Origin of the sequence: Paenibacillus sp. FSL K6-2859 (genome assembly GCF_038008265.1) — a bacterium.
Classification (GTDB): domain Bacteria; phylum Bacillota; class Bacilli; order Paenibacillales; family Paenibacillaceae; genus Paenibacillus_AQ; species Paenibacillus_AQ nitricinens.
In genome coordinates this window covers 965,714-989,673 of record NZ_JBBOYU010000001.1, presented here as the reverse complement: position 1 = coordinate 989,673, position 23,960 = coordinate 965,714, and the positions used below count along the sequence as shown (strand labels likewise).

17 protein-coding genes are annotated in these 23,960 nt (G+C 44.2%); 5 read left to right on the top strand and 12 right to left on the bottom strand.

Annotated features, from left to right (window positions below):
- Nucleotides 1-85: 85 nt before the first annotated feature.
- The gene (locus tag MHB64_RS04330) at nt 86-1,906 is read left to right on the top strand and encodes a cache domain-containing sensor histidine kinase (protein WP_094870768.1); all 1,821 of its coding nucleotides are present in this window, start codon (nt 86-88) and stop codon (nt 1,904-1,906) included.
- Complete coding sequence (locus tag MHB64_RS04325) at nt 1,903-3,564, top strand: helix-turn-helix domain-containing protein (RefSeq protein ID WP_094870767.1); 1,662 nt, start codon at nt 1,903-1,905, stop codon at nt 3,562-3,564. The genes MHB64_RS04330 and MHB64_RS04325 overlap by 4 nt, the downstream gene beginning before the upstream one ends.
- Nucleotides 3,565-3,661: 97 nt before the next feature.
- Here MHB64_RS04325 and MHB64_RS04320 read toward each other — a convergent pair whose 3' ends face one another.
- Nucleotides 3,662-4,828 (bottom strand): SGNH/GDSL hydrolase family protein, encoded by a 1,167-nt coding sequence (locus MHB64_RS04320; protein ID WP_341133802.1) that lies wholly within the window; start codon nt 4,826-4,828, stop codon nt 3,662-3,664.
- A gap of 125 nt (nt 4,829-4,953) precedes the next feature.
- A complete protein-coding gene (yicI, locus tag MHB64_RS04315) occupies nt 4,954-7,275 on the bottom strand; it encodes an alpha-xylosidase (protein ID WP_341133801.1) in 2,322 nt (773 codons plus the stop codon).
- 127 nt (nt 7,276-7,402) lie between these two features.
- Here yicI and MHB64_RS04310 point away from each other — a divergent pair, with 127 nt between their 5' ends.
- Together MHB64_RS04310 and MHB64_RS04305 are read left to right on the top strand one after the other, a co-directional pair.
- Nucleotides 7,403-8,293, top strand: coding sequence for an AraC family transcriptional regulator (locus tag MHB64_RS04310; protein ID WP_094875474.1), 891 nt, complete (start codon nt 7,403-7,405; stop codon nt 8,291-8,293).
- A gap of 104 nt (nt 8,294-8,397) precedes the next feature.
- Complete coding sequence (locus MHB64_RS04305) at nt 8,398-9,156, top strand: hypothetical protein (protein ID WP_341133800.1); 759 nt, start codon at nt 8,398-8,400, stop codon at nt 9,154-9,156.
- Nucleotides 9,157-9,257: 101 nt separating this feature from the next.
- Here MHB64_RS04305 and MHB64_RS04300 read toward each other — a convergent pair whose 3' ends face one another.
- The 9 genes from MHB64_RS04300 to MHB64_RS04260 all read right to left on the bottom strand — a co-directional run bounded on the left by MHB64_RS04300 (nt 9,258) and on the right by MHB64_RS04260 (nt 20,646).
- Nucleotides 9,258-11,327 (bottom strand): class I SAM-dependent methyltransferase, encoded by a 2,070-nt coding sequence (locus MHB64_RS04300; protein WP_341133799.1) that lies wholly within the window; start codon nt 11,325-11,327, stop codon nt 9,258-9,260.
- Between the two features lie 126 nt (nt 11,328-11,453).
- Nucleotides 11,454-12,329, bottom strand: a complete 876-nt coding sequence (locus tag MHB64_RS04295) for a radical SAM/SPASM domain-containing protein (RefSeq protein ID WP_341133798.1) — start codon at nt 12,327-12,329, stop codon at nt 11,454-11,456.
- Nucleotides 12,330-12,348: 19 nt separating this feature from the next.
- Nucleotides 12,349-13,335: a Gfo/Idh/MocA family protein gene (locus MHB64_RS04290; protein WP_094870760.1), complete on the bottom strand. Its 987-nt coding sequence runs from the start codon at nt 13,333-13,335 to the stop codon at nt 12,349-12,351.
- A gap of 261 nt (nt 13,336-13,596) precedes the next feature.
- The gene (gene thrC / locus MHB64_RS04285) at nt 13,597-14,985 is read right to left on the bottom strand and encodes a threonine synthase (RefSeq protein WP_094870759.1); all 1,389 of its coding nucleotides are present in this window, start codon (nt 14,983-14,985) and stop codon (nt 13,597-13,599) included.
- Nucleotides 14,986-15,088: 103 nt separating this feature from the next.
- Nucleotides 15,089-15,592 (bottom strand): CYTH domain-containing protein, encoded by a 504-nt coding sequence (locus MHB64_RS04280; protein ID WP_341133797.1) that lies wholly within the window; start codon nt 15,590-15,592, stop codon nt 15,089-15,091.
- Between the two features lie 230 nt (nt 15,593-15,822).
- Nucleotides 15,823-16,809 (bottom strand): phosphotransferase, encoded by a 987-nt coding sequence (locus tag MHB64_RS04275; RefSeq protein ID WP_341133796.1) that lies wholly within the window; start codon nt 16,807-16,809, stop codon nt 15,823-15,825.
- Between the two features lie 104 nt (nt 16,810-16,913).
- Nucleotides 16,914-17,402 (bottom strand): GNAT family N-acetyltransferase, encoded by a 489-nt coding sequence (locus MHB64_RS04270; RefSeq protein ID WP_341133795.1) that lies wholly within the window; start codon nt 17,400-17,402, stop codon nt 16,914-16,916.
- Nucleotides 17,403-17,434: 32 nt separating this feature from the next.
- Nucleotides 17,435-18,409 (bottom strand): phosphotransferase enzyme family protein, encoded by a 975-nt coding sequence (locus tag MHB64_RS04265; protein ID WP_341133794.1) that lies wholly within the window; start codon nt 18,407-18,409, stop codon nt 17,435-17,437.
- A 185-nt stretch (nt 18,410-18,594) separates the two neighbouring features.
- A complete protein-coding gene (locus tag MHB64_RS04260) occupies nt 18,595-20,646 on the bottom strand; it encodes a beta-galactosidase (RefSeq protein WP_341133793.1) in 2,052 nt (683 codons plus the stop codon).
- Between the two features lie 170 nt (nt 20,647-20,816).
- On the opposite strand from MHB64_RS04260, the gene MHB64_RS04255 reads away from it, so the two are divergent.
- The gene (locus MHB64_RS04255; protein WP_094870754.1) at nt 20,817-21,650 is read left to right on the top strand and encodes a helix-turn-helix transcriptional regulator; all 834 of its coding nucleotides are present in this window, start codon (nt 20,817-20,819) and stop codon (nt 21,648-21,650) included.
- 153 nt (nt 21,651-21,803) lie between these two features.
- Here MHB64_RS04255 and MHB64_RS04250 read toward each other — a convergent pair whose 3' ends face one another.
- On the bottom strand, nt 21,804-23,957 hold the full coding sequence (locus MHB64_RS04250) for an alpha-galactosidase (RefSeq protein WP_341133792.1): 2,154 nt from the start codon (nt 23,955-23,957) through the stop codon (nt 21,804-21,806).
- Nucleotides 23,958-23,960: the final 3 nt, after the last annotated feature.

The window sequence follows — 23,960 nt, the reverse complement described above, 5'->3', positions numbered from 1 at the left end:
ATATTATCTGTTTTTTTGAGGCTACCTCACACCTACGGAAGTGATCTTTCAGGTGTAAAATATTGATCGGATGTGACAAATTTCGATGAAATGGAACACGATTCGCACAAAAATGATCGTTTTCATCCTACTCCCAACTTTAATCTGCATTATGGCCACAATGTTTATAAGTTACCACTTTAGTACTCAATCCTTAAGAACAAGAGCAGTAGATGAGAATACGAATCTTCTCTTTCAAGGCACTAAAAATATCCAAAGTCTGATTCAGGAGCTGAATCGACTCTCCCTTATCGTTTATTCAGATTCAGAATTCTACAGGTCACTGGAAGCCGGATACGAGGATATGCTAGCCAATGCAAGAATCTACTCTTCTCTGAATTATATTTCATCCTCTATGCCTGACATCTCTCAGGTCTATTTATACGGTGTCAAAGAAAACACAGCTACTCTGCTTACCCAGAGTACACCGAAACGTTGGCAGGGTATCCCACCTTATCCTGACTCCAAAATCACTACCGAGTCTACGGTATCCATACAGAGCACACATATAAGTCATAGCTACGGCCTAACGGCACCGATCCCGCAGTTCGTACCGGAACCAGTGTTTACCTTGCATAGAAGAATTGAAAAGGTCCCTACCACAAAGGCACTTGGCTACCTGTCGATTGATGTCAAGCTAACAGCGCTAACCGACATCATCAGTCAGTTATATGACCAGAAGCAAGAGAACATCTGGCTGCTGGATGGCAGCGGAAACATTGTCTATGGGGACAATAGCGAAGAATACGGTAAGAAACTGAAAGGTAATTGGTACAATGCACACATCGCGGGAAATCCTAGCCCACAGGGCTACTTTGAAGAGGATAAAGCCATGTTTATTTACCAGAATATCGAAGGTCCAGGATTGAAATGGACACTGGTAAAGCAGATTCCTGTTTCCTATCTTTTCCGAGAAGCCAATGAAGCGGCAAAGATTAATATAGCACTGATGGTCCTGCTGTTGATTACCATTACTACACTAACAATCCTAATCTCTTTTCGAATCACAGCCCCGATTAAGCAGTTGACCCGCTATATGAATCAGGTCCAGACCGGAAAGCTTGATATCGATATCCGCCCCATGGGCAAAGACGAGATCGGTGTCGTTACAGAGCGGTTCCGCAGTATGATGGATACGATCAATAATCTGATCCTGAGAGAGTATAAGCTGGAATTAACGAATAAAACGAATGAGCTGCGGGCTTTGCAAGCGCAGATCAATCCGCATTTTCTCAACAACACCTTGCAAATCATCGGTACGCTTGCCTTGGAGCTTAAGGTACCCCAAATCTATTCTCTTCTTTCGGCGCTTGCGAAAATGATGCGTTACAGCATGTACAATGAGGAGAAGATTGTCACCGTTAAAGACGAGCTGGATCATGTCAAAGCTTATATTGAATTGCAAAAGGAACGTTTTGAAAATAAATTCAGTTTCCGTTACGATATGGAGGAATCTCTTTTAGAGACATTTATGCCTAAAATGATTCTGCAGCCTATTGTAGAAAATTATTTCAAACATGGGTTTAATCATTCCCGTACGGATGGATTCATTGAGATCACCGCAGCAAGAGCAGGTGACAAGCGGATGGAAATTCGTATCCAAAACAACGGAAATGCCATTCCTTCTGCGAAACTGGATCTTCTACGGCAGAAACTTCAACATTCCACTAGAACAGATATTGATTTATTAAGAAATTCTGAGCAAGACAAGGAAGCTGCTGGATCTGGTATTGGTCTGCCGAACGTTCTGGCACGGCTCAAGCTAGTATGCGGAGACAGTGCCCTCTTGACTGTGGACAACCTCAGAGCGGGTGGAGTGGTTGTAAGACTGGAAATAGACATTATAGCGGAGCGTGAGACGATATGAAGGCGTTAATTGTTGATGACGAAGCGAGAGTTAGAAAAGCAGTTAGACTTCTTGTTGACTGGGACGCGCATCAAATCGATGGGATTCTGGAAGCCGGAAACGGAAATGAGGCCATAGAGATTATTCGGCAAGCAAAACCCGCCTTAGTCATTATGGACATGATGATGGAATCCGGCAATGGCATAGAGTTAATGACATGGGTTAACGAATTTGCCGGCAACACCAAGTTTATTGTGGTCAGCGGACATAATGACTTCGAGTTCGTCCGCCAGACCGTACGCCATGGAGGGATTGATTACATCCTTAAACCCATTGAAGCAGAGGCCATCAATGTTGCAGTCGCTAAGGCAGTGACTGCCTGGCGTTCAGAGGAAGCTGATCGGAGCGAGCGACAGAAGCAGAGTATTCAGCTCAATGAGTTCAAGCCCATCTACGGAGAAAAGCTTCTATCCGCGTTAATCGATGATCCGATCAACTCGGAATTATCCTTCCGAAGATTATGTAACGATGGCATTATCCCGGACAATGTCCTCACTTCGCGCTTAATCCTGGTGCAGACAGACACAGGAAATAATCTCCTGCTCAAACGTTTTGGAGGAGACACTGGACTCATGAATTACGCAATCGTCAATATATGCAATGAATTTCTACAAGGTCAGCATAAGGGTGTGGCCTTTCGTTACTGGGGAGGTCCTTCGGAGATTGCCATTATTCTATGGGATATTCAAACGTCAGTTGTCGAGCTTATAGGTAAAATTAATCATGGTATCTACGCTACCCTACAGGTCCGAATGCATTTCGGAATTAGCTGTATCGGTAGCCTGCCTAAGCAATTACCTTCTCAGCGTGCAGAAGTGGCCGAGGCCCTGCAGCGTCGAAATTTATTAGTTCATGAGGATTACTGCCATTTCTCCAGTTCTTCTGAAGAGTTTAAAGAGCGAAATGAAATCTCAAAGCCAAAAATTCAAGGAAATGCATCTCCGACGATCTTTGCTCGTGTGAAGGAGGATTGGAAAATGGCAGTCATCAGTGGAAGCCCTGAAGTTATATCCTCAGCAGCGCAGCACTGGGTAGATGAGCTTAGCCGAGGTGGTATTGTTACACCAGAGATCCTAAACTCATGGAAGAATGATGCTCTTTTATTCCGTTCCCAGTTAGTACGTGAAATGTTAGGCCCTGATGCCGATAGCGCACTAGCCGAGCTAGAACAGGCCGACCAGCTTCATCCGGCCCCTTATACGAACGGATACTCGTTCTCCTTATTTGCCTGGCGTGACTGGTCATTTGACCTGATGGAGCGACTGTCAGAAGTATTCTCGGCTAAACAAGCTAAAGAACGTAATCCTATGCATGACATCGTGAAATATATTGAACTCAATTACGCCTCCGATCTTTCCCTACAGGAGGTTGCCAGTAAGTTCTATGTTAGCCGCGAATATATATCACGCCGATTTAAACAGGAATACGGCATTAATTTCTCTGATTATATCGTTAACATCCGGATAGATAAAGCTAAGCTGCTTATGCAGAACCCTCGGCTTAGGCTGTCGCAAATTTCTGAAATGGTCGGGTTTCATGATGTGAAATACTTTAGCAAGGTCTTCAAGAAACAGATTGGGGCATCACCTAAGGACTACCGAAACCAGACTAAAATTTAATTCATACCTCGCTACGAGAAAACGATTGTCTCCTTTATGGAAGACAACCGTTTCTCGCAGAAATATAAGGATAATGTATAGCGTGAAACTTAAATTCTTATATTTTTAAAAAGGCGTCCGCAACCGTCTTGCCGGCTTCGCCATTCGGATGCGGGTCGTCTGTTCCACTCATATACTCCGGTCTGATAAGATGATCATCTGGTGCAGGTAATGATAATAGGCTTGCTATATCAAACACCCGGCTCACACCTATAGGCGGATTGGACAAAATCTCACGATTCACCTTGCGCCAAGTCTCTTCTCTCTCGCCCTGGAAATTGAATGGCGGTACCGTACCTAGAATAATACTAGCTTCAGCATTTGCCCCCTTGATCTTAGAAATAAGGGTCTGCAAATCACCAAGAAGCTCGTCCGCCGAACGGCAGCCAATATCAATGTCATTTACTCCGAGTACGATCATCACTTCATCACTCTGCTTAGCTTTGTTTAGCCATGGGCCATCCGCGGCCACATCATAAGCTCTAGCCCAGCCAGAGCCGAGATTCCATACCCCAATATCCGTGCTAAGGCCATCCGCAATTCTCGCAACCCAATATTCGTACGCATCCTTTAAGGTCCGCACACCTTGAGTAATCGAATCCCCCAGAAATACTAGTCTCTTGGTAACAGATTTCTTATACCCAATAAAGCTTGGCAGTACCAAAAGATTATCAGACACAGTAAAACCATCCGCTGATTGCTGTGCAGCAAGATTTCCAGGCCCGTCATAAGCTGTAGCCAGCATCCCTTCTACATTGAAAGGAATCGATTTGCCTGCAGTGAGCGTCTTAATCGTCCACGTAAACGCCAAGTAATGACCCTCCGGTAGAACAATGCTTGTCTCATCACTCCAGAAACATTCACCAGCCGCAACGGTTTTTGAGGCTTTGCCCTCAAAGGTAAGCGCATGCTGTGTATTTTCAGTTATCGTTCCGTCTGGTTCTGTTCCTCCGTCAGCGATATAAGCTGTCTCGATAACCCAGTCGCCTCCAGGTTCACTGCCTACAGCTTCTTGCCCTTGATCCCATGTAGAATCCACCGCATTGCTATGCCAGAACTTTAACTTTAACGTACCATTTTCCCTTAAACGAATATAAGTCCGGTACGTATGCGTAAACGGTTCTTGCCTATTCATTATAAAATTCGCTGCAGTTGAAAGAACCGTTGCTGAGGTATAATCCGTCTGGTTCAATACTCCACTTCCCTTGGTTAAATTAGTATCCATAACGTTTCCCCCGTTATTCCATAAGATTGTAACACTAAAACCTCTCCAATAAACTAAGGGAACAGATCGTCCACCCTGTTTACAAGAGAGGTTATGGCTATATCAATATGCTTTAAGAAACAATCTTATTTCAATGTGATCGTAAACGATACGGTTTTTGCACCTGCGTTTACTTTTACTGTATTTTCATCTACTTGCTCTGCACCTTCTACAGAAGCGATAGCTCCCAGATCTTTAAGGGAAAGCGAGAATTCTTTACCGCTGCCTTCCGCAGTAACTGTTACCGTACCGCCTTTACGGTCAGCCTTCACAGTCAATTCAGGAGCACCTTTAAGATCACGAACGGTTGCAGAAGTCGTGGTGCCATCTTCAAGTGAATACAAGCCAAATTTCACGCCATTCGCATAGTCGTAATCCGGTTTGTTATCCACACTGCCAATTGCCAGCAAGGAATTCTGGCGAACGAATAGGGGCAGGCTAAAGAAATCATATTTCTCTTTGCGCCATGATCCGCCCTGTACGGTTTCACCAGTAAGCAGGTGAGTCCAGCGACCAGCCGGCAAGTAGTACTTCGCTTCACCGTTTTCTTGGAAGATAGGGGCTACAAGCAAGGATTCACCTAGCATGTATTGACGATCCAACACCTCGCAGGTAGGATCTTCCGGAAATTCCATAACCATAGCCCGCATAGAAGCCCAGCCATGTTCATGAGCCTGTCCTGCTACATCATACAGATATGGCATCAAGCTACATTTAAGTTTGGTGAAGAAACGGGTAACATCACAAGCTTCATCATCATAAGCCCAAGGCACACGGTACGAAGTGCTACCATGCAGACGGCTGTGACTGGACAATAGTCCAAACGCCAACCAGCGTTTAAATACATGTGCCGGAGCCGTGTTCTCGAATCCGCCGATATCATGACTCCAGAAACCGAAACCTGACAAGCCCAGAGACAATCCACCACGAAGGCTCTCCGCCATGGATTCATAATCTGCGTAGCAGTCACCGCCCCAGTGAACCGGGAACTGTTGGCCACCGGCAGTTGCAGAACGTGCGAACAATGCTGCTTCATTCTTACCAAGCTTCTCTTCTAGCACTTCAAATACAACCTTGTTGTACAGTTGCGTGTAATAGTTGTGCATTTTCATCGGATCAGATCCATCGAAGTAAACTACATCTGTAGGAATACGCTCGCCGAAGTCTGTCTTGAAGCTATCTACACCCATATCTACCAAATCACGCAGGTAGCCGGCATACCATTCACAAGCCGCAGGGTTGGTAAAGTCCACCAGCGCCATTCCCGCTTGCCAAAGATCACATTGATAAACGTCACCGTTAGGTTTTTTGAGCAGATAACCATTTTTCTTGCCTTCTTCAAACAAGCGGGAACGTTGCCCGATATAAGAGTTGATCCATACGCAGATCTTCAGCCCTTTTTCTTTCAGGCGTTTCAGCATGCCTACTGGATCAGGGAATACGCGCTCATCCCACTGGAAATCGGTCCATTGATATTCACGCATCCAGAAACAATCGAAGTGGAATACACTCAGTGGTAAATCGCGCTCTGCCATACCATCTACGAAAGAGTTTACGGTTGCTTCATCGTAGTCGGTAGTGAAAGAAGTCGTCAGCCACAGGCCGAATGTCCAAGCTGGCGGAAGTGCAGGTTTGCCAGTAAGTGAGGTATAGTTACTGATCACTTCCTTAATGGTAGGACCATCAATCACGAAGTATTCCAGGCTTTCTCCAGCTACACTGAATTGCGCTTTTTTCACTTTTTCCGAAGCGATCTCATAAGAAACCAGCTCAGGATGGTTAACAAATACGCCATAGCCTTTGCTGCTTACATAGAAAGGAACGTTCTTATAAGCTTGCTCGGAGCTAGTACCACCGTCTTTATTCCAAAGATCTACGGTCTGTCCATTCTTTACAAAAGCGGTAAAACGCTCGCCCAAACCATATACGAATTCACCTACACCGAGATCCAGCTCTTCACGCATATACGTGTTGCCGTCTTGATCTGTGATATAAGCCATGGACTTGAAACCGCTGCCTGTAATTCTCTCGTCTCCACGATAGAAATCCACAGCCCATTGTTGGCCTTTGCGAATCACTACACGAAGTCCGCCGCTGATCAGTACAGTCTCGGAATCGGTTTCTTCAATCTTAACATGATCTCCAGTACCTTTTGTGAGTTCGAAGACTGGACCGCGTTCTTGTACGCCATCATGATGAATAATCTTAACCCCTACCACACCTGGAAGCGGGGAATGAAATTTTACAGTAAGCAGGGTTGAGTTCAGCGTCGCTGAACGCCCTGTGATTGGAGTGGTTTGAGTAATTGCTGTTAATCCTTCTGGAGTCTTTTCTACAACATAATTTTGAACTGCACCGTTAATCGTGATACCATCACGCACCAGCCAGAGACCATCAGTGAATTTCATTGTGTACTTGCCACCTTTCAATTTGGTGTTTATAGTTGCATTATACCGATAAAAAATAAACAAAACTAATACTATATAGCTCATTTATAACACTATTTTGATGTTTTTTCCGAAAGAGGTGGCATTTATGGACCGTACAACCCAGAGTTTGCTAAAAGAAGACAGAGTGCATGGCGATAGCATGTTTCCGCTTGCAGCTTATTGGATAGAATTACCGGCTGGAACACATGTCCTCGATACCCATTGGCATGAAGAAGCGGAGTTTTTTATGCTGCTCGAAGGTGAGATTCTGTTTCAGGTGGATACCGAATATTTCCCACTTAAAGCCGGTGAGGCTGTATTTATCGAGTCCGGTGATATTCACGCTGCCTATGTACTTAACGAAGACACACCCTGCAAATTTTGTGCGCTCGTGTTTCTTCCTGATCTTCTGGCTAGTGCCCAATATGATACGATCCAGCAGAACACCATCTTACCCCTTCAGGAGAAAAGACAAAGCTTTCCTCGCCACCTAACACCAGCTGTGAAATGGCAACATGAACTTCTCGGGCACTTAGAACGCATGATGGACGCCTACGCTGCGCAATCTCCCGGGTTTGAAGCTTTTATTAAAGGCACGTTGCTCATCATGCTCTCGCTGATTGCCCCAGAGGATCGTTTTGTAAACCGCAGCCAGCTGGATGACGCTGATACTACTAAAATCAATCGACTTAAGAAGATTATTCTCTATATTCAGGATAACTATCAGGAGCCGATTCGAACTCGTGATCTCTCTGAGCTGATTCCCATGAGCGAGGGACAGTTCTGCCGTTTTTTCAAAGAAATGACCCGAAAGACTCCAGTGGATTACATTAACTCTTACCGGATTCGCCAAGCCGCCGATCTACTGCAACAAAGCGACAGAAAAATATCCGACATCGCATTCGAAGTCGGATTTGATAATGTAAGCTATTTTATTAAAGTATTTCGCAGAGCGATGAAATGCTCGCCTTCGGAGTTTAGGAAGGAGTCCCGTTGACATCTTGCTGTTCGACTTAGCTAACGGCTCTCTTTATTAATTCTTCTTGTTCATCTACCGATATATTATAAATAGATCTTATCGTCGTAGGAGGAGAATGAGCCATGCATATAACGAATATGACCACTGCTATGGGAACGAGACTAAATGTAGCTGGTAGACATCAAACTAACGATAAAACCATAAATTCAAACAGTAAGACGAGCGGTAGCGGAGACCACTTATCGATAAGCAAATCTGCAAAAGCAGCTTTTCAAAATCAATCTAAAATGAGCGGAATGGTTGATTCTCTACTTAAACAAAAACAGAGTATCATCGATAGCAAGAACAGCCTAATTGAAAGAACCACCAAAAACTCACATAACCTTGATTCTATTCAAGATCAACTTAAGGAATTCGATAAACAGCTCCAAACGATTGACCAACAAATTGCAAAACACGCCTTCGAAGAGCAACAAAAGAGCTTAGAAAATGCTCAGAAAGCAGATCCATCGGATGAACCTAAAACCGAGCAAGAGGTACAAAACGAAAGATTGAATACGATTGTTGCTATAAGCCAAAATATTTCTCAAATGGAGGTTGTTTCTTCTACCCACACTAAGATGCATGGCGAGGCAAGAGTTCTGACCAAGGAAATCGAATTGGATGAAGCTCGTTCTACTCATTCCGCAACAGCCAAACGTGAGCAGTTATCCAAAATCGAAGATAGAATATCGGAAATGAATGAAACGTTAGGCGATACTATACAAGAAACCGGAGATAAAATTAAAGATCAGGAACGGTCTGAGAAATTAGCCACCTACCAAGAAATTCAGCGTTTAGCCGAAGATTCTGATAAATCGCAGCTAGAAATACTAATCTAACAAAAACAAAATTCTATATATAGAAAAAGCAATCGGACCTCTACCACATCAAAGGGTTTGCCGATTGCTTTTTTATATGCAGATGACTTTATATTGTTCAACTATTCCTTCCGAATCACAATAAAGCAGGTGCTGTCCGGTAGCGCCACTTCCTGTCCGCTCTCATCCATGAACCTTACTCTGTCATGCAGCGCTTCGGTATAACCTTCTTGCAAGTAATGCCGGAAGACTTCAATCTTTGCCTGCTTTCCTAAAGTCTGATCAATAAATGAGGCAAATTTCGCAGGAGTAAAATAACCAAACTGTTCTTGTACCTCATGAATATAAGCCTCCTCGCCCCAAGTATACGTATATAAAAATTCCATAGCATCATTAACAGGCATGAGTACTTCTTGCTCTCCTAATCTTTGATACTGAATCTGACGTCCGGCAAAATCCTTCGCATAACGCTCCAGCCACGCCATACCGTCCTCCTCCAGAAAGCGAACTCTCCGCAGCAATGCTGTGGGTTCGGTCATTATCCCATCGCGGATAATGATAACCCCGCCCACTGACAATACATCAAAAGCACTTCGCAGAGCGGCCGAAACGGTATCATGATTGAACTTTTTACCGTTAAGCGGCACATAAGAATATAGTTCATGCAAAATCGAAGAAAAAATCACCGTGTCCACCGTTCCAGCCTCCACGAAATCTTTAAGCTTCAACGCATCTCCCTGCTGGACCTCCCAATGCCGCCCTTCCCGTTGCTTGCGCTGCCGCAGAGCTTCCACTACATTGCTCGATATATCAATACCGATAGGAGTAACCTCTGGCATACGCTCTTCCAGTAAATCCAGCAACACACCGCCGCCCGGACCGATATCCAGCACTTTTTGTCCAGTGACATGCTCCAGAATCACAGCCTTATAATCTCCTGAATGATTCATTTGGCTTAAGTAGGTATCTTCATTATGAAAACGGTCGAAAGCATCCCTCCGCAGCTCGAACAGATCGAATAACAGCAGTACTGCACGTTCATATAACGGTGATTTTTCAGCTTCCATACAGAATTCGATCAGCTTCTCTGCCGCTGCCGAAAATTGGAACTGAAAAAATACCGTGTCTGGCAGATACTCCTTAGCATAAGGACGAAGCATTAGATGAGGGTTCTCATCACGTAAGGTCCCTTTTTCAATATCTTCCCATGTAAGCTCCGCTAAATATTTTTCTATAATCCGCTTCTTATAAACATTGATCTTCTTAACACCCTTGTAGTCATAGTAAATGCTGTTCATTACCTGCTCGAAACTGATATGGCGTAGGGGTTCATGCTGAGCCCTTTGGGCTGCAAGCAACATCACCTTCAGAAATTGCTCCAACGAGAAGGTCTGCATTGCAGATTCCACATACCAGAAGATAGTTTTACTTAAAGACTCTAACCGTTCCGCATGGAAGCCTTCCTGTGTCAGCTTTGCCCATTCCGTAGTGAAATCCTCTCCTCTAGAGATCGGACCTAACCGCATTCTGCGCAGTCTTTCTTTCATCGGCATTGGACTAGCAAGTTCACCGGATGAAATCAGAGCGATAAGCTGCTTCACTTCATGCTCTACATTCAGCCAGAGCTCGGGGGATACAGCGCCGATGATGCAATGATTGAGTACGGTTAGCAAGCGTTCAAGTTCCTCGGCAGTCAGTAACTGTTCTTCCACAAGATCACGGAGCGGCTTATTTACTTCTGGAGGCACCTCCCCACGGATTTGCTGACCTATCAGTCCATGGGTTTCAATAAGCCGATGAACCAGTGCACTTGTTTCAGAGACCGTACCGCTCAAATGTTTCCCGTATAACTGTGCGGAACCCATATTATGTACAAAACAATTAATGCCTTCCTCCTGCCAAAGTAACCTTTCCTTCAATGTGCCACCCTTAGCCGTTTCTGACCAAATTAACGTTTCTTCCACAAGCTCTTTGATCCAAATAGAGCGGGGAAGTTGGTCCAGAATCAGCAGACTGCGTTCCACATAATCCAGTACAGGATTCCTGCGATCCAGCTCCTCCAGAGATTCCACACGCTCCAAATTGACAATTTGCTCCTCCGCTTGAACGATAAGCTTCAGCCAGAGGTTATCCTCCAAATGATCTTGTATTCCTTCACGGTATAAGGTGATGGCTTCCAGCGATTTCAGCATATACTCCTCCTTCGCTCCAAGTGGAGACTATATAGACTTATTATTATATATACACTCCCATTCATTAAAAAACAGAACCAGGACTCATGAAATAGCCATGTCCCAGTTCTGTTTACATTCAAATCTTTAAGTTCCGAACCGTTGCCGGTATCCGCATTTGCGGCACAGCTCTTCCACTGCCTCTCTACGAGAGAATCCATAGAATAGATTATTCGCTCGCTCGCCCTCTACGATTTCTGAGAATGGAGTCTCATGAATGTTGCCGAGGTTGATTACCCCTTCACCATCTAGACAGCACGGCACAACGGTACCATCCACGAGGATTGCCGCTTGGCTGCGCAGTGCATGACAGAATCCTTTTCCGTCGTCCTCCGGTTCGTTCAGTGCAGGCCAACGGAACTCATGGTCCTGATTGAGATACACCCGAGGAGCAATCTTGACGCCGCTGCCAGGTACAACCTTTTCTTCAATTTTAAAATCAAGATTAAAGGCTTCCTCTAGCATAGCAAGAGTCTCACGATTACGATTCTTCTCTAGATTAGTCAGGTTATCCTCCGTCAAATTCCACAACCGGAAGGAAATAATCACGCCTTGCGCAGAGGCTTCCCGTACAAAAGAAATAATCTCCGCCAAATACCCTTCGCGGTTCTCAGATCCCTCATGCCCATCAAAGCTATGCAGAGAGAAGTTCATCTGTCGTATTGCAGGTTTGCCGAGAATCTTAGGGCCTGCCTTATGAATTAACGTACCGTTGGTAGTAATATTGACCTTAAACCCTTTGGCATGTGCGGCATCCAGCAGTTCACCAATCTTTGGATGCAGCAATGGCTCACCTTTTACGTGAAGGTAAATATGATTACTATGCGGTTTAATTTCATCTAATATCGTATTAAAAGTATCGAGCTTCATAAAGTTCTTCGTTCGGGCGGTTGGTGGACAAAAGCTGCAGGCTAGGTTGCAGACGCTTGTTATCTCAATGTATACCTTTTTAAAAGTCTTCAAGTGCTGCTCCCCATTCTATTTATAGATCTGCGGCATAGCGGAGGCCGATCTGTGCTCTGGCTTCCTCCATAACTTCTGCTACTGCCAAGGAATTCGCATGTGTATTAACCCTGCTTTCCCGTTCACCATTCTTTATTAAGTTGATAAATTCCTCAACCTCATAATACATAGACTCGAACACCTGAGGCTGTGTAAGCTCCTCGACGGTCCCGTCACGATAATGAATCTTCACTTGATAGGGTTGGTTGATCTTATCGATCACCATTGTACCACTTTCCCCTTGAATCTCGGCTGGCAAATAGGAATCAGCGATCTTGGAATGCATCACAACTGCATCCATATCATCATATTGCATGACAAGACTTCCTTCACCATCCACTCCGGAAGACAGCATAAGACCCACGGCCTTTACAGACTTCGGTTTCCCAAACAACACTACCATAGGATATAAGCAGTAAACGCCAAGATCCATCAACGAGCCATTAGAGAATGCCGGATTAAAAGCATTTAACACTGTTCCCTGCCGATAAGCATCATATCTCGATGAGTATTGACAATAGCTCGCAAAATAACGACGTACTTGGCCAATCTTATACAAATTGTCTCTGATCACTCCGAAATTCGGCATAAATGTCGATTTCATTGCTTCTACCAACAGCACATCATTGTTCTGAGCGGCTTCAATCATGGCTCTAAGCTCCGCACTGTTTGAGGCAGCCGGTTTCTCACAGAGCACATGTTTGCCATGGTTTAAGCACATAATCGCCTGCTCAGCATGCATGGAGTTCGGGCTTGCAATGTAAATAGCATCGACATCTTTACTGGAAACCATATCTTCCAAATTCGTATAAATTGTAGCTCCAGCATATTTTGCAGCAAAGGCCTGACCTTTCTCCATTGTGCGGGAGTACACGGCTGTCAGGATAAACTCCTCATTCTCCAAGCCGGCTTGCACGAAGCGGTCTGTAATAAAGTTTGTTCCAATGACCCCGAAACGAATTGTCATGATAATCCCGTCCTTTTTAGTTCTTACTAAAACTCTATATGCTATTTTCTCACTCTCTGGGTAGTCATGTCTACTTTTCAGGACAAATTTCCGACAAATTCCGATAGATCCACCTTGTGAAAAAAAGCACCACTGCATCATCTTTTGTCGATATCAAACTATTCATAGTAAACAGCGACATTATTTGTCGAAGGATGCAGTAAAAAGGCTCCCATTCTTAACTTAAGAACAGGAGCCTGCTGAGCCATACGGATTTACAACTTATTTATAAAAAGCCTGCAATTGACGCACAATTTCATCCTTGTCATGATCCACTACGGTTTGGTGTTGTGGCATCTCGAACAACGCTTTAATTTGTGCCGGGAATTCCTGTTTAATGTCGATCAGAGTAATCGCCTCATCAAACTTAGCTGGATGTGCGGTCGCAAAGGTAATCCCAATCTCATCCGAACCATTAAAAGCTTCGTAAGCTGCGATTCCACATGCAGTATGCGGATCAAGCAGGTAACTATATTCTTTTTGATACTTAGCAATTGTATTCAAGCATTGATCATTCTTCACGCCAAGCGCTGCAAAATCCTGCTGCACCTGCTGAAGCGCCTCGCCTTCAACCGTAATCTTGCCCTCGGTTTGCAGCTTGGACATATACGCAGACAGCTTCTCGGAATCTTCGCCAACCAAATAATACAGATACCGCTCAAAATTGCTCGCCACTTGGATATCCATCGAAGGGCTGTACGTACTTGTGAAGCCGCCTGGTTTGTATTCCCCAGTGTTCACAAAACGCTCCAAGATGTTATTTTCATTCGTAGCAATAATGAGTTTGTTAATCGGTAAGCCCATTTGCTTAGCCAAATATCCGGAGAAAATATTACCGAAGTTGCCGGAAGGCACGCTGATGTTAATCTTCTTCTCGTTGCTGCCATCAACATGCAAATACGCATAGAAATAATAGACGGTCTGCGCCAGAATACGCACAAAATTAATGGAGTTGATCGCACGCAGATGATAGCGACTCTTAAAGTCGAGATCTGCGAACAGATCCTTAATCACCTTTTGGCAATCATCAAAGTTACCATGAACAGACAGGTTCAGTACATTACTGTCATCAACCGTAGTCATCTGCAGCTCCTGCACTTTACTAACCTTACCATGGGGATGAAGAATACAGATCTTGATTCCTTCTTTTCCGCGAACGCCCTGAATGGCTGCCGCCCCAGTATCCCCCGAGGTTGCTCCGAGGATGTGGATGATCTTGTTCTGCTTTTTAGAAATATACGAGTACAGCTCACCCATAAACTGCAGTGCTACATCTTTGAAGGCAAAAGTAGGGCCATGGAACAATTCCAAGACATATAAAGAATCGTTCAATTGTTGAATAGGCGTTACTTCTGGCGTGCGGAAATTACCATAACTAGTATTGACCATTTCCTGCAAATCTTCTAAAGGAATCTCATCATTAGTGTAATAGGCGAAAATCTTCAGGAACAATTCCTGGTAGCTAAGACTTCTCCACTCTTCTAAAGTAGCTGCTGAAACTACAGGAATCTCGGAAGGAACCATCAAACCGCCGTCATCAGCAAGTCCCATCAACACCGTATCGATAAAGCCTTTAGGTTCCACATTGCCTCTTGTGCTTATATACTTCATGCTCATCCTCCTGAACCCCTCTATATACTATATATAAATATAAGTTTCACTTTATAGCTGCTTGTTTTCCCTATATACTACCACGTTTACGCGCTAAAGTCCGTTAATTCTTTGTCTTATTTTGTAGCTCTTTCCAGACGGTTTTGTTGCTGTACTGCCGTTCTGTGCTGACATCCTTGCCGAACCATTCCGGTGCCTTGAAGCTTTCCGCTTCCTCCAAAGATTCAAATTCAACCTCCAGAACGGACAATTTAAGCTGAGAATAGACGTCGATCTCAACCGTTGTGTCATTCCACACCGCCGTAATCCGCTCTTTGACCAAGGCTACCGCATTTACTGCCTCAATCATCTGATTATATAAACCCTCCGAGATAAAATATTCGATCTCTTCACGTTTGATCCCTTTGCCGTCCTTAAACGTATGTGTGTATGTTACCTCTCCTGAGTCCAGATCCGTAATTTTACGCACACGCAGCTCTTGCCCGCCGTCTATCGCCAGATACGTCTGATCGATATTATGCCGGGTCACAATCTTCAATTCGCCTGCTTGAATAAGCTGCTCCGGAAATTCCGGCAGCAGAAACTTGCGTTCGATCTCCAAAGCCATGATGTTTCGCTCCTCAATGTGCCATTTATTTTATATTAATAATCATCATAGGGGTGAGACAAACCCAAGTCAATGTAGATTATGGGGAAATAGGTCATGTTCTTATCGAATTACCTCAATAATAGAAACAGCGGCAGTCATGGACGTGGAGACAAAGCCCTAGACTGTCGCTGTTTAGTTGAGCTATAGTTACCCGTTAGCTTAACGAATAGTGGTTAATTTTACGTTGTCTAAAGATTTCCTAACAAAGCGGACATATTTTTTTGATTTTCTGCAAGCCAAATCATTTCCTTCGCAAAGCGAGCTGGCGGTACACTATGTTGATCTATGTTAGCGTTAATCCACCATATGCTTTCCATATACCACAACAACTGTAATGAATGTGTTAAATAGCCTTCTACCACGTCGCGTTCCTCACTGTAACCTTCCATAAACGCCGAAGCCAGGGAGACATCTAAATTATCATCTAAGGCACATGACATCACAGCACGAGCTACATCAAGCTGCGGATAGTCATATTTTAGTCGATCAAAATCTAGAATTGCAGATAATCCGTTATCATTAAATAAAAGATTATCTACCCAAAGGTCACGATGTGCCCAGCCTGATTGAAGTAATTCGAGTAATTCTATATTCATTTCTTCAGTAGCTTTAAATTGAGTTTCTATATCAGCAAGCAGCTGAGGTTTACCAAGTCCCTTAGTCTTTTCCCAAACGGAGTTCCAATGTGCTAAGCGCTCCTCACGACTTGGAGGAATAAATTGCGGACTATTTTTAATGCCAAGTGTCCCGTCATTTAACAATCGATGCATTTTTCCTGTCGCTCGACCTAAATCATATATTTGATGGATATTGATTGTACCTGGTGAAATTAGTTTTCCCTGGCAATACTCCATCACCAGGAAGCGTTCTCCATTATCAGATTCAAGCAAAACACTTTCATTCTGTGATAGCACTTTGGGGCACGCTAGACCTTGGTCATACAATCTAATCTGTTGAGAGAGAGCTAACAATATCTCCTCTGACTTATATAATTTATATCTTTCTTTATTGTATTGTTTAAGTAACAATACCCCTGCATCCGTCGTAACTTTCCACTTTAAGTTTAACCAGCCTCGTTTTATCGAAGTAGTTTCAATTACATTCAAACCGAATAAACGATGAAATGTATTTAGTAGGTCATCCAAGATCATTTCCTCTGTTAATATGGTCTCCATCTGCTCAACTCCTATATTTATAGTGTATAAGTTTTTATTCCTTATGGAGACCTATATAACCTCTGGCATAAATCTAAGTTTTTGAGTTAAACTGCCTTAAATAATCAATCTGATATTAATTTTGAATACATATTGAGATCTATAAACTTTCCGTTTACTCTTTCATACCTTCTTAAGGTTCCCTCAAACATAAAGTTCAGCTTTTGCAAGACTTTTACTGAATTCACGTTTTCGGGTTCCACTTTTGCTTCGATTCGATTCAGCTTCAAAGTTGAGAATGCGTAATCTAACAAAGCACTTATAGCTTCTGAAGCATAGCCTCTTCCCCAAAATGCTCTAGCAATGTCATATCCAATCTCCGCTTTCTCATTTTCAAAGTCTAAAGAATTAAAACCACATGAACCTATAATTTCATTGGATTTCATTTCAATTATGGAGAAACGAATAGCTTTGTTATCTAGAGAAAATTCATCAAGAAGTTTTATCATATCTTTTGCCTGATTTTCATCTGTAAAACTATCAATATTCATGAACTTGGTAACCTCTGGATCAGACCAAATTTTAAACAAACTTGGCGAATCCGATACCTTCATTTTTCATTCCCCATTAGAATATCACACCATCGTTAAAACGAATAATATACCTCTTTTCCCTCAAGAAAATCGCGGCATAGGGTACTGCATATTTTGGAGGCGTGCTCTTTCATCCAACCGTTCCTCTCAGAGTCATGAATAAAAAATACGTAACTAATAAAAATATCCATAAATATTTGTCCTTCAATGTACCGAATCTCATCAAGCGAAAAGCTTGATTTAGAAGCATAACCCTCCAAAAGCGTTTTGCGGAGCTCACTTTTCAACATGGAAGATGCAGAGCCCAAATCAAACAGGTAGTAACCATAACCAAATAAACAATAATCTATTAAGATAGGATTTTGTTCCGACACAACGATATTCCCCAGTTGAAAATCAGCATGAATGAACCCCCATGAGTTGTCCCTAGCGTCTAGCTCTGCTAATTGTTCTTTTACTACGAGTAGAACGCTACTAATAACTTCGTAATCCTCCTGATTAAGGGCTCCATTGTCTGTTCCCTTTCCAAGTTCTATTAAAGTTTCATCAATCTTTGTGACATTGTATACAGGTCTATGTAACTCCAAGGGCATTAGCGTTCGTGAGAATTCATGTAAAATGGCAAGATTTCTACCTAATCTATGAACAATCTGTTCAATGTTATCTTCATCTTGGGTTAGCGTCGAGCCTTCGATCCATTCTAAAAGAGTGGCCAAACTAGTACCAAATTGCTCCGAACTATATTCAGTAACCAGTTCCCCTTTTTGATTTACAACAGGTCTTTGAACTTTTAGTATGTTCTTCTGATCGATTTCTCGCAGAAAAAACATTTCTGCCTGTAATCCATCTCGTGTATGTTGTAAGCCTGAGAACCCTTCAGATATTGGTTTATGTATACGTAACAAATAATTCTTGTTATCCGTTTTGTCGGTCACTTTAAATGTAATATTCTCATTATGTCTAATGAATTCAATGATGGGATTGATGAACGAATACTGTAACAATACTTTCTCAGCTTCAATGATCATAAGACTTCCCTCCTTCAAATCTAGGATATTCTTTATATTGTACCTGTTGCCCGTTGTATTTTGTTGGAATTAATAACTATATTTAAAAAGTATCCTATTGATTAGCTCCTATAACAAAATAGAGTTACATATTAGATCTCTAATACGTAACTCCGTTTAGTTCATTACCTTTTTTATTCATAGCATTAATATAATACCCATACCCCAAAGCCTTCCAAAGTAACCTCACCCGATAATGTTGTTCCGCTCAGTAAATCTGTTTTGGTCTCATGCAAATGTATGGAGGCAGGCACTTCACTATAATTAAGTAAAAAAGTGTAACTGGAAGAAGTCCCATTACGAACTTGCAGCTCTACATCTTCAGGGAGCACCAGCCATTCTACTGGCGACTGCAGACCGATTTGTTCTATGATTATGGACGCTGCTTGTTCATTAAAGACTGCTCCGTAATACCAAACCTCGCCTTTGCCGCGACGATTTCTTGTAACCGCCGGCTTTCCCGCATAATAGTCCGAGGCATAGACCGCCATGACTTCGACCGAATCATCCTCATTCCGGAGAATATCATTAAAATCATCTGCCCCGGTAACCCCTTCTGCCGCACCCGACCAGCTAATCGTCGTTGGCTGACGACTACCTTTAACCATGGTGAATTCTTCGACTGTGATCCCGCATAGATCCCTAGCAGCACCTGGGAAAGGACGCATATAACATTGACCGCGCTCATCCTTATAGCCGGTTCTGCATCCGAAGATCAGTTTTCCACCTTGTTGAACATATTCATCCAGAAGCGACGCTGTCTCATCTGTCATGATCGCTGGGTGAGGATAGATAAGCACGTCGTATCGTGCGAGCTCTTCCAGCATCGTCTTTTGGCGTAAATAGAGTACGTCATTTGGGATATGCTTCCGTTGGAGTGCCTTGTACCACTCCTTATTGCTCTTCCACATAAATGGACCATGCCATACATCGTACTCTCCATCCCACTCATTAGCATAATCACGAACAATAGCAACGTTAGCCTGATTACGGGTGCCGATAAGTGCTTGCCCTGCCGCTGCCAGCTCTTGACCGATCTGTCCCGCTTCCCGTACTCTTCGGTTCGGCTGGTTATGGTAGTCGTTAATGCCGTGCCAATAAATTTCATTGCCCATCGTGGCTGTCCGCCAGCGGAAATACAGCACCATATCTGCGCCATGAGCGATCGATTGATAGGTCCATAACCGCATCTGTCCCGGCTTCGGAGATGGCATATCCATCCGGTTCACCCAGCCACCCGGTCCCGACTGCTGCTCCATAATACAGAAATTAGGGGAAATAGAACGGACAACAGATAATGAAAGTCCCCAGCCTCTGTCATTCAGCGGATTCCGCTCATTCGGATCATAAAAAATAGTCGAGAACTGCGGATAGGAATCATAGCTGAAGAAATCCAGTAATTCATCCGTCAATTCATGGCTGTCGAGATGCCCGAACAGACCGTTCGTTGTTACCCACTGCTTAGAGGCAAGTTTACGGATGATGTCCGCTTGGTTTTTGGCAAAAGAAATCGTATTGTCCGATATAAACCGCTTTTCATCCAAAGCCTGATGGGGATTGGGCTGCTTAGGTGATGGGGTTGGACGCGGAAGATACACCTGAGACCAATCACTATAACTCTGATTCCAAAAAACGGCCCCCCAAGCCTCGTTTAGCTGCTCAAGCGTGACATATTTCTGCTGCAGCCATTTCCGGAAAGCCTTATGGTCACTCTCTGAATAAAATTCACTGATCTCGCAGTTGAGCTCATTATCAATTTGCCAGCCGACCACACCTGGATGATTGCCATAATGTTCAGCCATCTGTTCCGTAATCCGAGCACATAGCTCACGGTATTTGGGACTACTGTAATTATAATGACGGCGCATGCCATGCTGTAGGGTAACCCCTTCATACGTCACGTTTAATACTTCTGGATACTTATGGGTCAGCCAAGCTGGAGGTGTTGCCGTTGGCGTGCCGAGAACAACCTGAAGACCATGTTTATGAGCTAAATCAATCGCCCGATCAAAGAGCCCGAACTGGAATTCCCCTTCAGCAGGTTCAAAAATTGACCAAGCAAACTCCCCGATCCGAATGATTGTAAAGCCTAGTTCTCGCATCCGGCGATAATCGTCCTCCCACATGCTTTCCGGCCAGTGTTCCGGATAATAACAGACACCGAGCTCGAATTTTTCTGTTGCGACAGGTTTCTTCATCATTACCTCCAAAGTATTAAAAATATGCTTTCAGTATTTTATAATTCTATTGTAGTATCAATATTGACAAGTCTTATATAACAAAATATTGCGATCATATAACGATCTTGCGTTAATGAACTTAAACCAACTAGCGCTCTGATGCGCGACAGAAATGAGTGCCATATAACATGAAGAAACAATGGTATTTGCCGACACCAGCTTTTTCAAAATATGTCTGTTATCCTGAATTTTTGGGACATTACAGTCACTTTCCACAGCATACCGAGAGAAGAAGTGAAGGATTCCTGGGAAGCTATAACCTGCATTTAATCTTTGGTGGGGAGGGTTATGTATTCCATGAGGGCGAACGTATTCCAATGAGCAGAGGACGAGGGTTTCTTTACCCTAAAGGCGCCTACCAGCAGTACGGCTCTGATCCCGGAGAGCCTTGGGATGTTCGTTGGGTTCATTTTAGCACTCAAATTGTACTCCCCTTATTAGAAGAAGTGGACCAGTCTAGTGCATACCTGTTCACTTTTGATTTGGACGCTAAGCTGGATGAGTTATTCGAGGAAATGTATTTACTGAGCGCTTCCTATGTAACACGTAATGAGCCAAGACTATCCGCGCTTCTGTACGAGCTTCTAGTGAAATTGCTGCAGAACTCCGAACCGCTTCACGGCTCAGTACCACACGAGGTCAGGCAGTCTATCCGCAGTGCCGCAGATATCATTCATGTCGAATGTGCCCGCCCTTGGTCACTGGAGTCGATGGCAAGACTAACCGGGTACAGCAGCTATTATTTTCTACGGCTGTTCCGAATGGTTATGGGCAAAACACCAAACCGTTATTTAACGGATTGCCGACTGGCCAGAGCCAAGCTTCTACTGGTTTCTACTGGACTCTCCATTGCTCAGGTTGCGACTCAGTCCGGTTTTGCCCAGTCCAGCTATTTCATTAAAGTGTTCAGAACGTTCGAGGGGATGTCCCCCGTAAAGTACCGTCAGGCTTTTGGATCATAATTCCTTAAACGTTAAACGAGAAAAAACCGAACAACAATCAGAGAAAACCCTGAAGTTCGTTCGGCTCAAACAGAGGAAAAATATCATTTATACCAGCACAAAAAACAAGCCAAGAGCCGGGCTCATGGCTTGTTTCCTTTTGAAATAAATTATCTATTCCTGCACCTTCAATTTAAAGCATCCGCTAACATAATCCTGCTGAATATCCGGCAGTGCCAGTCCGACCTGCATTAGACGGTCGCCGCCGTAGACCTCACCGCTTGCCTCCAGAGTATAATTCAGCTCCGGATTCAAGCCATTCAGCTTCAAGCTGCGGCGTGGCGGGTGCGGCACAGCCATTACCCGGAAGTAATAAATGAGTGCTTCATGCTGATCGTCTGAGACGAACATCCATGCCGTCTCGTTACCCTCGAACGGGCTTTGCAGACGATACAGATTGCCCTGCTGAACAAGACTGCGGATCTGTTTATAGTTCGCAACCTGTTCCTTCACAAGCTCCTTCTCTTCGTCTGTAAACTTCGTAAGATCCAGCTCGTAACCAAAATTACCGGACATAGCTACATCTCCACGAAAGGACAGCGGGGTGATCCGTCCTACCTGATGATTCGGCACAGCAGACACATGCGCGCCTATGGAACTAACCGGATACACCAGACTTGTTCCGTACTGAATCTTAAGCCGTTCTACAGCATCAGTATCGTCACTGGTCCATGTCTGCGGCATGTAATGTAGCATGCCTGGGTCGAAACGGCCACCACCACTACAGCAGCTCTCGAACAAAATATGTGGAAACTCTGAAGTTATTCGCTCCAATAGTTCATACAAACCTAGCACATAACGATGTGCAGTTTCCTCTTGGCGTTCAGGGGGTAATTCTGCAGAGCCGATCTCCGTTAAACAACGGTTCATATCCCATTTCACATAGCTAATCGGCACGGTAGTGAAAATTCGGCTTAACGATTCATAGATGTACTGCCGTACATCTTCTCGCGTATAATCTAGCACCAGCTGCCAGCGGGCCTCGCTGCGGCGCCGTCCCGGCACATGCAGACACCAGTCGGGATGCTTCCGGTAGAGCTCACTGTCTGGCGAGATCATTTCCGGTTCGAACCAGAGGCCGAACTGCAAGCCTAGATGGTTCACGCGTTGGGCGACATCAGACAATCCGCCTGGAAGCTTGCGCAGATCCTCCACCCAGTCTCCGAGAGAGGAGTTGTCAGCGTCTCTTTTGCCAAACCAGCCATCATCCAGCACGAATAATTCGATCCCAAGCTTCGCGCCTTCGGCCGCAATGGACTCCAGTTTCTCCGCATTGAAGTTGAAATAGGTGGCTTCCCAGTTATTGACCAAGATCGGTCGCTCCTTATCTCTATATAACCCTCTGCACAAACGAGTCCGGTACAAGCGGTGATAGGTTCTCGACATTTCCCCGATCCCCTCGGATGAATACACCATAACTACCTCCGGGGTCTGGAAATGTTCCCCCGGCTCCAGCAGCCAAGAGAAATCAAAAGCGTTCAGCCCCATCGTAAACCGTGTCATCCCGAAGGAGTCGACCTCTGCCTCGGCTTCAAAGCCTCCACTATATACAAGACTGAAGCCGTAAGCCTCTCCATGATTCTCATCCGTTTCAGGTTTCACCAGCGCGGCAAATGGATTTAACTGGTGGCTGCTCATCCCTCTGCGGCTCCCAATAGTTGTACCACCTTGCACCAGACGTCTGCGAGTCAGATTACCTTCTCTTGACCATGCTCCTGCCAAATAGATCATATCCATTTCGCCAGACGAGAAATCTACACTCGCACTCCATGCACGCTGTAATTGCAGTTGTGTTTCTCCATCATTTGTGAACTCGACCGAGCGGGTAATTACGTTGGAATGCTCATATATGGAATATCGTAAAATAACAGTTAGCTTGGCATAATCATCCCTAAGCGTAAGCTCTAGCGTCTGTGCTTCTTGGCCAGACTCTACATATACTGAAGGCAGCCCGGTAAGTGCTGGTTTCCCCTCCATTACGCGATACCCACTGTATTTCAATTCCGTGATACGAGTGCCGTCTTCAAGCCGAACCTGATAAGCAGGTGTTCTGAAATCTCCCGTGCCGTATTGTGGATATTCCTGCGGCAGTCGGTCAAGTCCCGTATTTCCTCCCAGATTCAATAGGTCGTCCAAATTGCTGTCGCTACGCAGCTTTTTGCCCCAATACACATGTGCCGGATAATCATTAACCAGCTGAAGGATATAACTCATCCCTGCATTCTGTAAATGGAATAATCCCTTATCTTCCTGAATTGAAATCCCCATGCA

What these genes read in the sequence shown, in the direction of transcription:
- MHB64_RS04330 (WP_094870768.1), top strand. Translation starts at nt 86, where the DNA reads ATGAAATGGAACACGATTCGCACAAAAATGATCGTTTTCATCCTACTC.
- MHB64_RS04325 (WP_094870767.1), top strand. Translation starts at nt 1,903, where the DNA reads ATGAAGGCGTTAATTGTTGATGACGAAGCGAGAGTTAGAAAAGCAGTT.
- MHB64_RS04320 (WP_341133802.1), bottom strand. Translation starts at nt 4,828, where the DNA reads ATGGATACTAATTTAACCAAGGGAAGTGGAGTATTGAACCAGACGGAT.
- yicI (WP_341133801.1), bottom strand. Translation starts at nt 7,275, where the DNA reads ATGAAATTCACTGATGGTCTCTGGCTGGTGCGTGATGGTATCACGATT.
- MHB64_RS04310 (WP_094875474.1), top strand. Translation starts at nt 7,403, where the DNA reads ATGGACCGTACAACCCAGAGTTTGCTAAAAGAAGACAGAGTGCATGGC.
- MHB64_RS04305 (WP_341133800.1), top strand. Translation starts at nt 8,398, where the DNA reads ATGCATATAACGAATATGACCACTGCTATGGGAACGAGACTAAATGTA.
- MHB64_RS04300 (WP_341133799.1), bottom strand. Translation starts at nt 11,327, where the DNA reads ATGCTGAAATCGCTGGAAGCCATCACCTTATACCGTGAAGGAATACAA.
- MHB64_RS04290 (WP_094870760.1), bottom strand. Translation starts at nt 13,335, where the DNA reads ATGACAATTCGTTTCGGGGTCATTGGAACAAACTTTATTACAGACCGC.
- thrC (WP_094870759.1), bottom strand. Translation starts at nt 14,985, where the DNA reads ATGAAGTATATAAGCACAAGAGGCAATGTGGAACCTAAAGGCTTTATC.
- MHB64_RS04280 (WP_341133797.1), bottom strand. Translation starts at nt 15,592, where the DNA reads ATGGCTTTGGAGATCGAACGCAAGTTTCTGCTGCCGGAATTTCCGGAG.
- MHB64_RS04275 (WP_341133796.1), bottom strand. Translation starts at nt 16,809, where the DNA reads ATGGAGACCATATTAACAGAGGAAATGATCTTGGATGACCTACTAAAT.
- MHB64_RS04270 (WP_341133795.1), bottom strand. Translation starts at nt 17,402, where the DNA reads ATGAAGGTATCGGATTCGCCAAGTTTGTTTAAAATTTGGTCTGATCCA.
- MHB64_RS04265 (WP_341133794.1), bottom strand. Translation starts at nt 18,409, where the DNA reads ATGATCATTGAAGCTGAGAAAGTATTGTTACAGTATTCGTTCATCAAT.
- MHB64_RS04260 (WP_341133793.1), bottom strand. Translation starts at nt 20,646, where the DNA reads ATGAAGAAACCTGTCGCAACAGAAAAATTCGAGCTCGGTGTCTGTTAT.
- MHB64_RS04255 (WP_094870754.1), top strand. Translation starts at nt 20,817, where the DNA reads ATGAAGAAACAATGGTATTTGCCGACACCAGCTTTTTCAAAATATGTC.
- MHB64_RS04250 (WP_341133792.1), bottom strand. Translation starts at nt 23,957, where the DNA reads ATGGGGATTTCAATTCAGGAAGATAAGGGATTATTCCATTTACAGAAT.